Annotated in this window: 11 protein-coding genes; 4 read left to right on the top strand and 7 right to left on the bottom strand. The window is 44.4% G+C overall.

Annotated elements, in window-relative coordinates; all coding sequences use genetic code 11:
- Window positions 1-320: 320 nt before the first annotated feature.
- The 4 genes from JKY90_09300 (at window position 321) to mobA (ending at window position 4,564) form a co-directional block, all read left to right on the top strand.
- Window positions 321-2,054: a bifunctional protein-serine/threonine kinase/phosphatase gene (locus JKY90_09300; protein ID MBL4852451.1), complete on the top strand. Its 1,734-nt coding sequence runs from the start codon at window positions 321-323 to the stop codon at window positions 2,052-2,054.
- Window positions 2,055-2,121: 67 nt separating this feature from the next.
- Entirely contained in the window at window positions 2,122-2,643 is a 522-nt protein-coding gene (gene moaB / locus JKY90_09295) for a molybdenum cofactor biosynthesis protein B (protein MBL4852450.1), read from the top strand.
- A gap of 9 nt (window positions 2,644-2,652) precedes the next feature.
- On the top strand, window positions 2,653-3,885 hold the full coding sequence (locus JKY90_09290) for a molybdopterin molybdotransferase MoeA (protein MBL4852449.1): 1,233 nt from the start codon (window positions 2,653-2,655) through the stop codon (window positions 3,883-3,885).
- A 7-nt stretch (window positions 3,886-3,892) separates the two neighbouring features.
- Window positions 3,893-4,564 carry a molybdenum cofactor guanylyltransferase gene (gene mobA / locus JKY90_09285; protein MBL4852448.1) on the top strand — a complete coding sequence of 224 codons (672 nt, stop codon included), beginning with the start codon at window positions 3,893-3,895 and terminating at the stop codon, window positions 4,562-4,564.
- On the opposite strand, the gene JKY90_09280 is transcribed toward mobA, so the two are convergent.
- The 7 genes from JKY90_09280 to JKY90_09250 all read right to left on the bottom strand — a co-directional run.
- Window positions 4,523-5,140 carry a hypothetical protein gene (locus JKY90_09280; protein MBL4852447.1) on the bottom strand — a complete coding sequence of 206 codons (618 nt, stop codon included), beginning with the start codon at window positions 5,138-5,140 and terminating at the stop codon, window positions 4,523-4,525. The genes mobA and JKY90_09280 overlap by 42 nt on opposite strands.
- Before the next feature lie 2 nt (window positions 5,141-5,142).
- On the bottom strand, window positions 5,143-5,646 hold the full coding sequence (locus tag JKY90_09275; protein ID MBL4852446.1) for a polymer-forming cytoskeletal protein: 504 nt from the start codon (window positions 5,644-5,646) through the stop codon (window positions 5,143-5,145).
- 51 nt (window positions 5,647-5,697) lie between these two features.
- The gene (glnE, locus tag JKY90_09270; GenBank protein ID MBL4852445.1) at window positions 5,698-8,598 is read right to left on the bottom strand and encodes a bifunctional [glutamate--ammonia ligase]-adenylyl-L-tyrosine phosphorylase/[glutamate--ammonia-ligase] adenylyltransferase; all 2,901 of its coding nucleotides are present in this window, start codon (window positions 8,596-8,598) and stop codon (window positions 5,698-5,700) included.
- Window positions 8,599-8,858: 260 nt separating this feature from the next.
- Window positions 8,859-10,886, bottom strand: a complete 2,028-nt coding sequence (locus tag JKY90_09265; GenBank protein ID MBL4852444.1) for an ABC transporter ATP-binding protein — start codon at window positions 10,884-10,886, stop codon at window positions 8,859-8,861.
- Window positions 10,887-11,289: 403 nt separating this feature from the next.
- Window positions 11,290-12,702, bottom strand: coding sequence for an ABC transporter permease (locus tag JKY90_09260; GenBank protein MBL4852443.1), 1,413 nt, complete (start codon window positions 12,700-12,702; stop codon window positions 11,290-11,292).
- Window positions 12,703-12,968: 266 nt separating this feature from the next.
- Window positions 12,969-13,946 (bottom strand): ABC transporter permease, encoded by a 978-nt coding sequence (locus JKY90_09255; protein MBL4852442.1) that lies wholly within the window; start codon window positions 13,944-13,946, stop codon window positions 12,969-12,971.
- A partial coding sequence (locus JKY90_09250) for a peptide ABC transporter substrate-binding protein (GenBank protein MBL4852441.1) occupies window positions 13,946-15,244 on the bottom strand: 1,299 nt, incomplete at its 5' end. The genes JKY90_09250 and JKY90_09255, both read right to left, overlap by 1 nt.

The raw sequence follows: 15,244 nt of genomic DNA, 5'->3' as shown, positions 1-15,244 counted from the left end.
TTCCGTGTAGTCGAGTAGACACAGTTTTACCAATATTTCTTAATTCACACATAGGTTTGCTAACCATGGCTTAATGCTGGATGAAACATAACAGTTTATTATATGGAACGTTCCGTATATCACCCGGCTATGTATCACTTGTTAACTTTTGTGTAATTATTAAATTTAAGGATTATGATTCAACATGTTAGCTAACATTAACATAATAAATGCCAGGACAAAATACGGTATAGGCCGTATTATCTTAACTATTGTTTACGGCTAGAAAATACCTGCCATGAATTTACCAACCCTATAAGATCAAGAAAACAGGACTACCTATGGCAGTAAAACTCAGCATCAGTATTGGCCAATATTCACAACAGGGCATCAAGGAAGAAAACCAGGATTGTTGTGGTGTCGTGAACCCAAACGAGCCACAGTTAACGAACAAAGGTATTACTGCTGCCGTCGCTGATGGCGTTAGCAGCTGTATCAATGGCCGTGAAGCAGCCGAATCCTGTATCAACAGCTTTCTATCCGATTATTATTCGACACCTGATTCGTGGACAACAAAAACCTCTGCGCACAAAATTCTTACTGCGACAAATAGTTGGCTCTATCATCGTGGCCAGCAAAGTGATGAGTCTGGTCGTGGATTGATCACGACATTTAGCGCTTTGATATTAAAATCGACTACTGCTCATATATTTCATGTCGGCGATTCTCGCGTCTATCGTCTACAGGGGAAAACCCTGGAACAATTGACCAACGATCACCGTCGTTCTATCGCCAGCAATCACTATCTGAGTCGTGCCGTGGGAATCGATATTCATTTGGATATTGATTACACCAGTACTCGTGTCGAAGCCGGTGATATATTTATACTCACCACCGATGGCGTACACGATTTTGTAGACGACAATGATATTGCCCGCCTTGTTTCAGCTGCACAAGACCTGGATAGCGCCGCTAAAGCGGTAGGCCAGTTCGCTTTAGCTAATGACAGTAATGATAATATTACCTGTCAGGTACTGCGAGTCGAATCACTGCCCTTGCAAAGTGCTAACGAAGCAGTGGATGCACTAACCAAGCTTCCGTTCCCGCCTGATCTCAAACCCGGCATGATATTGGACGGCTACCGCATCGAACGTGAGATTCATGCCAGCAAACGCACTCAAGTTTATAAAGCGACTGACACTACTAATGAACAAATAGTAGTCATTAAAACGCCTTCAGTGAATTTCGAAGATGATCCTGGCTATATCGAAAGCTTTGTCCGTGAAGAATGGATTGGTCAACGTATCCATAACTCGCGTGTACTTAAAATAGTAAAGCAAACACGGCCACGGCAGTTTCTTTACTATGTGACAGAATATATTGATGGCCAAACGCTACGCGAGTGGATGAATCAACACTCACAACCTGATATTAAAGAGGTGCGCCTGATCGTTGAACAAATCGCCACCGGTTTGCGTGCCTTTCACCGCTTACAAATGTTGCACCAGGATCTGAAGCCAGAAAATATAATGATTGATGCCCATGGCAAGGTATCTATCATCGATTTTGGCTCAACCAAGATTGCTGGTATTGCAGAGATATTTTCACCCATTGAACAGCTTAACCTGCTTGGCACAAAAAACTACACGGCACCAGAATACCTGCTTGGCCAACCCGGTAGTAATCGCTCTGATATTTTTTCTCTTGCGACGATTACTTACGAATTACTCACTGGGAAATTACCCTACGGTACAATGCTGGATAAAATGACCAGTCTGAAGTCAACATCAAGTTTGAAATATCACCCTAGCAATCAGTACAATCCAATGATTCCGTTGTGGATGGATCGTTGTTTGCAAAAAGCCATTAGCCCTGATCCGGAAAGTCGCTATGGAATACTATCAGAATTTATTTATGACCTATCTCACCCTAATCATGCCCTTACACAGGGAATAAAACCCCCTATTTTAGAGCAAAACCCATTAGCATTCTGGCGCAGCTTGGCTATCATTATGATGCTATTCAGTGGGCTTTTACTTTACCTACTACTCACCTCTATGGGTATTAACAACTGAAAAACCGCAACGCTAAGCGGAGACAAACGTTATAATCGTCAGCCACTTTTAACCAATAGTTTCAGGCATGAAAAAAGAACAACAGCTCACCCCACTCGCTATCGCGGTACTGACTATTTCAGATAGCCGAAATGAAGACAATGACACTTCAGGACAGTTTCTTGTTGATGCATTAAAAAGTGCCGGCCATAAACTGGTTGAAAAACGCATTACAACAGACAATATCTATCGCATACGCGCTGCTGTATCCTCCTGGATTGCAAATAATAAAGTACAAGTAGTTATTTGCAATGGTGGTACCGGCTTAACAGGCCGCGATGGTACACCCGAAGCGATCAGCCCTTTGCTTGATAAAGTCATTGATGGTTTTGGCGAAATGTTTCGTGCTATTTCTATCGAAGAAATCGGCACATCCTCTTTGCAATCACGAGCCCTCGCAGGCGTTGCTAATGGCACAATCATTTTTTGTCTGCCCGGCTCTACTGGTGCTTGTACAACAGCATGGACACATATTATTAGTAAACAGCTTGATAGCCGCACACGACCCTGTAATCTAGTACAACTGATTCCGCGATTGATAGAACGATAGTATTTAACCATGTTATCTGAACACGAGGCGATTAAAACACTACTCGATCATGCACGAATACTCGTTAAAAAAGAAACCGTCTCGCTCAGCGATGCCAATGGTAGAGTCTGCGCAGTCAATATCGTCGCACCCATCAACGTGCCAAGCAGTGACAATAGTGCAATGGATGGCTTTGCCTGCAATAGCGCAGATATTCCATCGCAGTTATCAGTTTCTATTAGCCAACGCGTAATAGCTGGTAGTAACCCTGCACCACTTAAACCGGCAACTGCCGCGCGTATTTTTACTGGCGCAAGCCTACCCCAAGGGGCAGACTGCGTAGTGATACAAGAAGATTGTACCTACGATAATAAAACGGTTTTATTCAAGGTCACGCCAATATCTAGTCATCACGTTCGCTATGCGGGTGAAGATATACAGCAAGGCAATGTTGTATTACATAAAGGTGATGTGATTGGAGCCGTGCAAATTGGACTGATTGCCTCATTAGGCATCAATACTGTTTCTGTTTATCAACGCCTACGTATTGCGTTACTGACTACTGGCAATGAATTACTGGAACCCGGCACAGATGATGCCGACATACATAACGAAAGCGGCAAACGCTACAATTCCAACCGTTATGCCTTAAGCGCGCTTATTAACCAGCTAAGGTTTACCGTAACACACCACAAAATCGTTGCTGACAATCTGAGTGATACAGAAAATGAACTTGCGTTATGCAGCAAGGATGCCGATGTCATTATTTCAACAGGCGGTGTTTCCGTTGGTGATGAAGATTATATCAAAACGGCTTTACAAAATATTGGCACCATGTATTTATGGAAAATTGCTATAAAACCGGGGAAGCCACTAGTATTTGGTGCCATCGGTGACACACCTTTTATTGGTCTGCCCGGCAACCCGGTGTCTGCTCTGATTACATTTTTAATAATTGCACGGCCATTCTTATTATCATGTCAAGGCTTAAATAGTCGCCTAACAAATCAAGCACTAGTCAGTTATTCGGTCATCGCGAGATTTAGCTGGCTAACAAAAAATCGCAGTGAATACCTACGCGTAAAGCTAATACATCAAGGTGGACAGCTTTGTGCGCAAGCATATTCATCGCAGGATTCCGGAATTCAGTCATCGTTACATCATAGTGATGGACTTGTACGCATTGAAGCGGGGTGCAAAATCGAACCTGGTGATAAAGTCGATTACACTCCATATAGTGCTTTATTCAACCTGCCAGTATGAGCCCAGCGTGAATAGGGCACATGCGGACATATTGATTCTAGCTGGAGGTAAAGCACGGCGCCTAAATGGCATCGACAAGGGCTTGATAATGCTGAACAAAAAACCCTTGATTGAACATTGTATAGGACGATTGAATCACAATCTTTATCATAACAGGGCTAATCTAATCATTAGCGCCAATCGCAATCACGAGAAATATTCAAATTATGCACAACATGTTGTTAGCGACACAATCGGTGATTTTTCAGGCCCTTTAGCGGGTATCTATACAGCGTTAAAACATTTACAAAGCGAATATCTGTTAGTCATACCGTGCGATATGCCTTTTTTACCTTTAGATCTTTACGATCAATTAAAAAGCACAATACACAACAACGATGCTTGCACAGTAAAGCATTCAGACCAAATTGAGCCATTATTATTACTATTAAAGAAAACCCATATTCCTAGCATTGCAAACTATCTGAGTGATGGTCGCCGCAGTGTTATTGGTTGGCTACAAGAGAGTCATTGTGTCTATGCAGAATACAACGATAAAGCGAAGCACTGCATCAACACCTGGATTAATATCAACACTTGGCAAGATATCGAACTTGCTGAAACATTAATAACCGAACAGTTAAATGTAGAAAAATGTTTATCTAAGCCGAAGAATTTGTTCCTGACGTCCACTCTGTAACAAAAAAGAACGGTGTGGTTGAAATTCTGGCATTAATTCTAACAAGCGGCTTTGAGTAAAGCGTGGCGACGGACAGAGTTCACCATCATGTTTCTCACAATGCAAAGTATCTTCAGCCATAATGCGGTATTTTGCAGGCTGTGCTGCCATGTCTTTTTGCGTTGCTAAAGAGAAAAAACATAATGCATCAACGCTCGCGTACGTCGCGATGAAACGGGAAAATCGTCGGATATTTTCCTCACTAAGATAGTTAACAATGTCCCAGCCAAGAATGACATCAAATTGTTCCTGAGTATTAAAGGGTAATAACTCAGAGAACAGCGGGCTAAAAGCAGGGTGTTCAGCCCAAGGTTCGCCATCTAACGGCAGCGACTGTAACCAATCACCAATATACAAACGGCATTGATAAGAGGATAAAAACTCAACATTGTTAGTAAGCGGCTGCCCCAAGTCAAGAATGTTAACCTTTTTGCCTTTATTGATTCGCTCAAAGATCAGTTGTAACCCAGGCGATCGATATTCTAACTCATCAACATTGGGCGCTGAAAAAAGTGCAGCGCCCTGCGCTCTAAACATCGCTATTTCCTAATTGCAACGCGCCCTCGGGGTACAACAGCCTCAACCTTATGTCCATTACCTACATTGGCAGAACTAACAGCGGCAGGCTCAACAGACTTGTCAGTAGCAGGCTTGCTAGCAACGCTCATCTCGATACTGCCTTTAAATTTACAACCGTCTTCTAGTGCAACACGTGGTGCTTCGATATTACCTTGAACAACACCAGATTTTTTTATAATGACTTGCTCATCACCAAACAAGCCACCTTCGACACGCCCTTCAACAATAATGACACGGGCACGAACATCAGCTTTTACATGGCCATCTTTACCGACCATAAAGCTATTTTGTTTTAGTGTAATGGTCCCTTCAAGACGACCATGTACGATTAAGTCTTCTTCACCAATTAGATCGCCCTTAATAGCAATTGATGAACCAATTGTTGCTTGCCCACGACCACCTGTACTCACAGATGCTTTTGTTACCTGCTGTTCATTCATTTCAGATTCTGGTTTTCCAAACATATTAATCACTCACCTTAGGCGAGGCCAGAGACTACAGGCCGCCTAGTTAAATTACTTAGAAAAAAGTTTATTCCAAATATTACTAACCACTTCACGTTGCTGCTTATATGCCGACAATTTTATAATGGCAGCTTCACCCTGCAACGTTTGCCGGTGTACTGTCGCTCGGTATTCACGGTAAATATCCGCCAAGGATACGGCATCTCGCTTTGCCAACAAACCACGATTCGATAATAACTCCAACAGACGTATATTATCGGTAAATTGTGTCAAATCTTTATGACAATGTGCCCAACGTAAGACCAAATACTGCACGATAAATTCGATATCAGCAATACCCCCCACACCCTGTTTGAGATCGAATTCACTTTTTTTGTTCTTCTTCAGCTCTTTACGCATACGCTGTCGCATATCGGCCACATCAGACAATAACGCTTTGCTATTACGCTGTTGGCTCAAGATATTGCTACGCATGTCACCAAAGCGTTGCATAACGCGCTCATGGCCTGCCACCGCTCTAGCCCTTACCAAGGCTTGGTGCTCCCAGGTCCAGGCATCTTGCTGTTGATACTCGAAAAATGCATCGATGGGGCTCACTAGCAAACCAGAGGCACCACTCGGTCGCAAACGTAAATCCATCTCGTAGAGCACACCTGCTGGCGTATGACTACCCATAATATGCATCACCCGCTGCACCAAACGCGCGAAAAATACTGCATTATCAATAACTTCGTCACCATCAGTAGCGCCTTCATCACCGCCATCATGCAAGAAAACCAAGTCAAGGTCAGAACCGTAGCTCAACTCGATACTGCCGAGCTTGCCGTAGGCAACTATGGCTATTCCAGGGTGATAAGTTTCACCATCACGGATCTCGCTCGGCCTGCCATAACGTACGACAAAGTCAGTCCAAACAATCGTGATGACCTTATTTAAGATGGTTTCAGCAATCGAGGTCAAATGATCACTAACTTCCATCAACGGATAAACACCCGCAACATCGGCAGCAGCAACGCGTAAAACCTGATTCATCTTAAAATGACGAAAGACCTCCATCTGCTGCTCAAGATCATCATCTGCGATACCCATCAATGAATTGCTTAACGCACCACCCAAAGAATGAGAATCCAATGGTGCATAAAGAGCACGCACATCCAGCAACAGATCCATCAATATGGGTGTCGCGATCAGCTGATCAGTCGCCCACGGACTTGCCGCACACAAGGTAACAAGTTGGGTTAACGCTGCCGGGTTTTCTTGCAATAAAATTAAATAAGTGACACGGCGAGATACTGCCTCAACAACATTAATAACACGCGTTAGAACAACCTCTGGTTCGCCTCGCTCACCAACTTCCATTAATAAAATTGGCATAAGCTGATCGACACGTTTCCGTGCTTGTGCTGTCAATAGACGATAAGCAGTAGACTCTGCATAAGAGAAAAGAATCTCAAAAGCCCGATCACCATCGGCATAACCTAAACTATCAAACTCGGCGACATCCTTACTACCATCCAAAACAGACTGCCAAGCATCAATCGCTATTTCATCAACACCATTACTCTCTTTTTCAGGCGCCGCAATCAAGGCATCGAAATGCGTGCTAACACGATTACGGTGTTGGTTTAGCTCATCAGAAAATTCATCCCAATCATCAAACCCCATGGCTAAAGCGATACGAAGCTGGCCTATGTTATCTTGCGGTAAAGCATGTGTTTGCTCATCACGCCATGCTTGCAGTCGATTCTCAAGCTTACGCAAAAAACGGTAGGCAACAATTAATTCCTGCACCGCCTGCTGCGGTAAATAATTCAGCCGGCCAAGGTAATCCAATATGGTAAGAATAGGGCGCTGTCGTAGAGCCGCCTGCCAACCACCACGAATAAGCTGAAAGGTCTGACCTATAAATTCAATCTCGCGAATGCCGCCACGACCTAATTTAATGTCGCCCTGTTTACCTTTGCGCTTTACTTCAGCACTGATTGCTGCCTTCATTGTGCGCAACTCATCGACACTGCCATAATCAAGATAACGACGATAGACAAATGGCGTTATGATTTTTTGCAATGCTTTCTTTGATTCCTCACTACCGGTAACGACACGCGCTTTCACCATGGCATAGCGCTCCCATTCGCGGCCATGCGTTTCATAGTAATGACTTAAACAATCATAACTCACTGCCAAAGGCCCACTTTTACCAAAAGGACGCAGTCGTACATCAACACGAAAAACAAAACCATCTGCCGTCTTTTTATCCAGTGCTTTTATAAAAGATTGACATAGCCGAATAAAGAACTGTTCATTACTACAACTGCTAGCAGCGCCTTTAGTTTCACCCTCTTCCGGGTAACAAAAGATTAAATCGATATCTGAAGAAAAATTAAGCTCGCCAGCACCAAGTTTGCCCATGGCGATAATAACAAGCTGTTGCTGCTGACCACTTTTTTCACCCTGAGGCGTTCCATATCGCTCACAATGTAATCGATAGAGGTGATCATTGGTTGTCTTGATAACACTATCTGCTAAAGCAGATAGCTCGCGCATCGTGGTATCAATATCCGACCACTTGGCAAGATCACGCCAAGCAATGCGAACCATCTCTCTACGCCGAAATTGACGCAAGACACTGGCTAATTCATTTTCGCTATCCAGTTCTGCACACAAGATATGCAGTTTTTCATCGTACTCAGTCGAAGAATAATCCGTAAGCAAGTCACCGCCACCAATAAGCTCGGCCAACATAGCGGGGTTTTGTACAGAGCTATCAGCAATATATTCGCTGTAAGCCCAGACACGCCACAGCACCTTAAGTAAATCTGGGTGTGTGACTAGACGCACCTTAGCGGCCTTCGCTGCGCGATGAAAAGAGCCAAGATAAGCAGTAACGGAGGCGCGCAACTCAACGGGCATTTCTCCTAAAACCGATAATTGGCTATTAGAGAGCAATGCCATTACACACTCCCTCTACCAAACAAAGTGCTACATCAATAACTGCCATATTCCCCACGCACCATAATCCTATTTTCTGTAGCTTATACTAGACAAGATAAAAATTAAAGACGCCTCTCATTTATTCTGAACGAGGCAGATTGTGATCTAAAGTATTTAAATTTTTACTCTGGCGGTATGTAGCATTCCAAGAGTCCGTTAACATGCTCTGAGCATAAAGAAAACTCATGAACAAATAAAAGGTTCCTAAAGCCTGGCTGATGCTAGCTTGGCTTATGCAAATGACAGCAAACACTATGCAGATTATTGAGATTCACTTTTTCCGGGTAGATACGCCGACATTCATCCAACACCTTCGGGCAACGCGGATTAAAATAACAACCTACAGGTGGCGCCGATGGCGAAGGCAAATCTCCTTCAAGCCGTATCACATCACGCCGACTTTCATCATCCAAAGTCGGAGCTGCTGATAATAATGCTTCAGTATACGGGTGCGCTGGCTTAGCAAACACTGTACTGACTGGGCCATGCTCGACAATACGGCCCAGATACATCACAGCCACATCATGCGCCAGGTATTCAACCACAGATAAATTATGGGTGATAAACAAATAGGCTAGGCCATGACGTTGCTGTAGTTCCTTTAATAAATTTAATATCTGCGCCTGCACCGATACATCCAGCGCACTGGTAGGCTCATCACAGATGATGAGTTTGGGATTAACCGCTAAAGCGCGAGCAATACAAATGCGCTGCCGTTGACCGCCAGAAAATTCGTGAGGATAACGCTGCTTACTGTCAACGGCCAAACCAACCTGGTCTAATAATTCATCAATACGATGGTCTCGCTCACCACGCGTGGCAAAGGTATTTTGTGCAATCATTCCTTCAGCAATAATATCCTTAACCATCATTCGCGGATTCATTGATGAATAGGGGTCTTGAAAAATAATCTGAATGTCAGAACGTAAACCACGCAAAGTCTTTTTATCTAATGTCGTCAAATCATAGCCGTTAAATTCAACTTTACCCGAAGTGGGTTTCAATAATTGCAGAATACCTTTACCCGCTGTGGTTTTACCGCAACCGGATTCACCCACCAAAGCCAGCGTGTGACCTTCAGCGATCTGTAAAGACACACCGTCAACCGCTTTGACATGGCCCACTGTCCGCTTGAGAAAGCCTTTTTGAATCGGGAAATGAACTTTAAGATCATTAACCTTTAGTAATATGACATCACCAGGACGGGTTTGTGTTTTGTTCTTTTGCGTTTGTATTTTAACTACTATCGTTTGGTCAATGGCTTGCTCAATCGTTTCATCGAAGCGATGACAACGCACACCAATCTCATTATTTCCCAGCCAGCGCGGCAGGGTTTGTCGGCACACCTCCCAGGCATAATCACAACGATCAACAAAACGACAACCTGAAAAATGGGTCAACAGCGAAGGCACACTGCCTTCAATAACTGCCAGCGACTCATCCCGCTTATTGGCCTGTGGTAATGACTTAAACAATTTACAGGTATAAGGGTGTCGTGGTGTGCTAAAAAATTCATCACGACTTGCTTGCTCAACAATTTGACCGGCATACATCACAGCAACACGATCAGCAATATTCGACACCACAGCCAGGTCATGGGTAATAAACAACATGGCCATATTGGTTTGGCGTTGCAGGTCATTGAGCAATTCAAGCACCTGCGCTTGAATGGTCACATCCAAAGCGGTTGTCGGCTCGTCAGCGATAAGTAACTCTGGCTCACCAGCCAATGCGATAGCAATCATCACTCGCTGTTTCATACCGCCTGAAAGTTGGTGCGGATATTCTTTATAGCGTCGCTTGGGGTCGGGTATACCTACTGCATCCAATAATTCAATCACCCTTACCTTAGCTTGCACGCGCTTTAGCGGTGAGTGACATAACACCGATTCAATGATCTGTTCACCAATCGTTAAAACAGGGTTGAGTGACGACTGCGGTTCTTGAAAAATCATGGCAACACGGCCACCACGCATGGCACGCATATCCATTTCACTTAATTGTAATAAATCGGTGCCCGCTAAATTCACTGAACCCTCAACAATGCGCCCTGCTGGTTCTGGCACTAAACGCATTATTGATAATGCCGTCATTGACTTGCCGCAACCCGATTCACCTAGCAGGGCAAACGTCTCACCCTTACGCACATCAAAACTGATGCCATCAACGGCACGCAGCACACCGCGACGGGTATTGAATTGCGTCTTGAGATTAGTAACGCGCAGTAATACATCTGTATCTGTTGGCATGATTACTTTAGCGTCCATGAATTAGGGCCTGTTAACACTATAAACATGGCAGCGACGGAGGCCATTTTTTCGCAGGACAAGGCGTACCCCAAGGGCACTTCCTCGGGAATGCTGTCGCACTCCCTCACAGCGCGGTGAGCGCTGTGTATTTGCGGTACACAAGCGAGCTGCAACACAGGGCTGCGGAAAAATGGCCTCGTCCCTTCGGGTTGCGCCCCAAATCGAGCCAGGCGGCGTTACTCGTCGTTCATTTAGCACCACTAAATCTCTCTCTTCGTGCCTTGCACCCCAAGAGCCTGCCCCCGCGAAGGCGTGGGGGCACTTCCTGCGGGGCGCCTGGCCCGATTTTGGGCGGCGGCGCCAACAGTAGGCGCTTTTAGGCGACGCTGCCATGTTTATAGTGTTAATAGGCCCTGGGATCAAAGGCATCACGCACCGCGTCTGAAAACAGGTTGGCACATAACACCAGTAAAAACATAAAAATAAATGCCGCGACCAGCGACCACCACACCACTGGCTCACGTGCCATTTCAAGACGGGCACCATTAATCATATTGCCCCAACTTATCATCGATGGGTCTACTCCTATACCGATATAGGACAATACCGCCTCAGCCAAAACCAGGCCACTAAAGTCGAGCACCAGGGTAATCAAAACGATATGCATGACATTGGGCAAAATATGGCGCGACAAAATTCGTGTGTGCGACACACCAAAGGCCTGCGATGCCTGGATATAATCGATTTCCCTTAGCTTTAAAGCCTCGCCACGCAGCAAACGACATAAGCCGACCCAGCCCGTAACACCCAGTATCAAACAGAGAAACAATAAACGCGCATCGGCACGTTCGGCAATGGTAGAAAATTGATCAGCATTGTTTTGAATATAAACGTCGATCATTAATATCGATGCCGCAATTAGTAACACCCCTGGAATCGAGCTTAGTGTAGTGTAAATATATTGAATCACATCATCAACACGGCCACGAAAATAACCTGCCATAATGCCAAGCACCAATGCAAACGGCAACACAAATAAGGTTGTTAAACTACCGATGACCAAACCAGTACGAATACTTTTCAAGGATAGATAGAGCACGTCTTGACCCACTTTGTCTGTCCCCAAAACATGGTAATACGGCGCCAAACTAGACAAACACAAGCACACAAAAGTGATGACAAAACCGGTTAATAATAAGGTGCGCCAAGGCACATCGGTGGCTCCCGACTTTAACAAACTCAGCTGTTGACGATAATTATTTGAATATTTTCGTGATAGAAAATAACTTAGTAGCGCAATCGCAAGCAGCAATACCAACAGCGCTTTAATCACAGCACGAGCAACCTTGCTCAGGATATCTGGTACACGTTGCGAAATATCGTCAAGATGGGCGCCACCATAAACAAGACGTGGAAACTCACGCACTATACTGCCATCGGGTAATTCAATGGTTTCCTTAGCATAAGAATTTGTGGCAAAGGGAGCAGAATAGGTTTTCTCCTGCTGAGAACGTAACGTAGTCAAAATAATATCAAGCACTGACACCACTTCGGATGAAAACACGGGATCGTTACTGTTGTTCCCGCTATCACGTTGTTCACGAACATGAAACGAATCAGCAAGACCAATAAGAACATAGACGATTAACACCATAGCTGCCGACATCGCCAAAGGCCGCCGTACAACTTGACGCCACGGCCGTAGCAAGTGCTCATGTCGGCGTGCATAAAAGAAAAAAGCAAGCCCAAAGAACACAAGCAAATAGACTAGCCAGTCAGTCCATAGCGGTGAGAATTGATAACCAAATAAATACATGATCGCTATCAGTTCCTGTTAGCCCGTATATTTCACGAAGGGTTCGGGATTCAGAGAAAATCTGGCTAAGTAGTTTGGTCGATCATCCGAAAAAGCATAGTGGTAACTATGGTTTGAGGGGGATCGGGCAAAATGCGACGCCAGATTTACTCTGAAACCGAACAGGACAAACTGTCGCAATAGATTGCGACCTTTATTCAAACCTAAAATATTGATATATAGACTAAACATTATCAAGTATCGTCCGCCTTCGTGAAATATGCGGGTTAGTTAAGGCGCACACGCGGATCAACCAGCGTATAAGAAATATCCGTTAATATCAGGCCAATGATATATAGCACGGAACCCAAAAAGACCATGGCGCGAACAATAGCGAAATCTTGTGCCTGTATGGCGTCGATAACATAACTACCCAAACCTGGTATACCAAAAAATGATTCGGTGACCAGGCTGCCCATAAATAAAATAGGTAAGATAACAACAATACCCGTTAAAATCGGGATCATTGCATTTTTCAGTACATGCTTGAACAGAACCACGCTTTCAAACAAACCCTTGGCGCGTGCTGTGCGCACATAATCACGGTTAATCTCTTCGAGAAAAATTGTGCGATACCAACGTGTGCCGGCACCAATGCCACCTATCAAACCAACAATCACAGGCAACACAAGGAATTTAATCGCATCTAGCCCATCGTCATAACCGGATATGGGCACCAAATGCAAAGACTTGCTAATGAGATATTGACCACCAATGATATAAAACATGGACGATATTGACATCAATACCACGCCTATAATCACTCCTGCGACATCAATATAGCTGGCACGAAAAAAGGCCAAAATCATGGCAGCGGTGATATTAACTAACAAACCAATAATTAACGAAGGAATGGCGATGGCTAAACTTGGCCACATGCGTTGACGAATATCATAGCCAATATCACGGCCATCATCGGCAGCACCAAAATCGAAAACAAATAATTTGGCTGATTTTTCAAAAAAAATCGTTTCTTTGAATTTGTCGATACCACTGACATCCGCGTTATACAATAATGGTTTGTCGTAGCCTCTGGCTACCTTCCATTTGGTGATCGCTGCTTCAGTGACGTGTTTATCGCCCAGGTGTACACGCGCAATATCATCAGGCGAATTAACAACAAAGAATAGTGCAAAGGTAATCAAATTGACGCCAATTAATATCGGTATTGCGTAAAGCAAACGCCGTATTATGTAGGCCAGCATTAAATATCTATCCGTGTAGGCTTGATCAAAGTAACTGAAGCCGAATTAGAAGATAGCGCAGCAGCACGTTGACGTTTTTTATAAGCAACAAAGGCTGGCGCAACCACCATGGCAAGTAATAATAAGAGTAAATACACTGGCCACAATATCGCTGTATTCCATTCGGCACGTCTTTGCTCACGCATTAACGGATCGACACGTTTATATTTCAAGGTATTATTTGCAATATCGGCAGGCTTAGTATTTTTTAACCATTCATGTTGCAAGCTAAACACTTTAGGATGAAAACCCCACAACCAAGGGCCATCCTTTCTCGCGATATCAATCATTTCTTTAATGACTGTCCTTCTTTTTTGGCCATTAGGCAAGTTTTTCATTGTTTCAAAGAGCTTGTCAAATTTTGCATTGGCATAGTTTGCTGCATTCTCACCATTGAGCTGTGCTTTTTTATTCGGCCCGTATAAAAGGAATAAAAAATTCTCCGGATCAGGATAATCCGCATTCCAGCCCCAGCCGAATATCTGCGCCTTGCCATCACGCATCTTCTGCTGAAACCGATTATAGTCAGTGCTGCGAATAACCAACTGTATATTGAGCTTCTTAAACTGTTTTCGCCACCAGTCTAGCGTTGCCTTGGCCGCCGGCCCCACAGCAGGCGTATCATAGTGAAGCAGCAAGGGTTTACCCGAAGATTGATCAATGCCATTGGCATAGCCGGCCTTGGCTAATAAGGCACGCGCTTCTTCAATTGATTTACGTTGCGCTCGCCCGTTAACGACATCATAAACATAACGATTAATGCCTGTCTCACCCTCTTCATAACCGAATATGCCTGGCGGTATAGGTCCTTGCCCTGGAATACCACGACCGTTTGAAAAAATAGCAATATATTCTTCGTAATCAACAGTGATCGCAATAGCACGACGTAACAAACGTGCCCGCTCACTGTCACCACCGACTACAGGGTCTAACATGTTAAAGCCACCATAGTAGGTGGATGTTGCAACAGTCGTCAGCAAATCAATGCCGCGCTGTTGCATCTCCTCGGTTAAGGTGGCATCACCACCGCCAGAAATATTCACCGCCTGATCAAAACTGTCTGAACCTATACCCGAGCTATCGTAATAGCCTTGCAAAAACTTGTTCCAATAGGGTATGTTTTCTTTTTCCAGGCTAAACACTACCTTGTCGATAAAAGGCATGACCTGCCCAGCATCAACCAACAAGCCTGCCTCTTCATCGCCAGGCTCCCCTTCACTGGGGTAGGCCTCGCCACGAAAATTAGGGTTTTTTTCTAA

This window comes from Gammaproteobacteria bacterium (genome assembly GCA_016765075.1).
In the GTDB taxonomy this organism is placed as follows: domain Bacteria; phylum Pseudomonadota; class Gammaproteobacteria.
The sequence above is the reverse complement of the archived record's forward strand: the minus strand, read 5'-3'. Positions and strand labels throughout refer to the sequence as shown.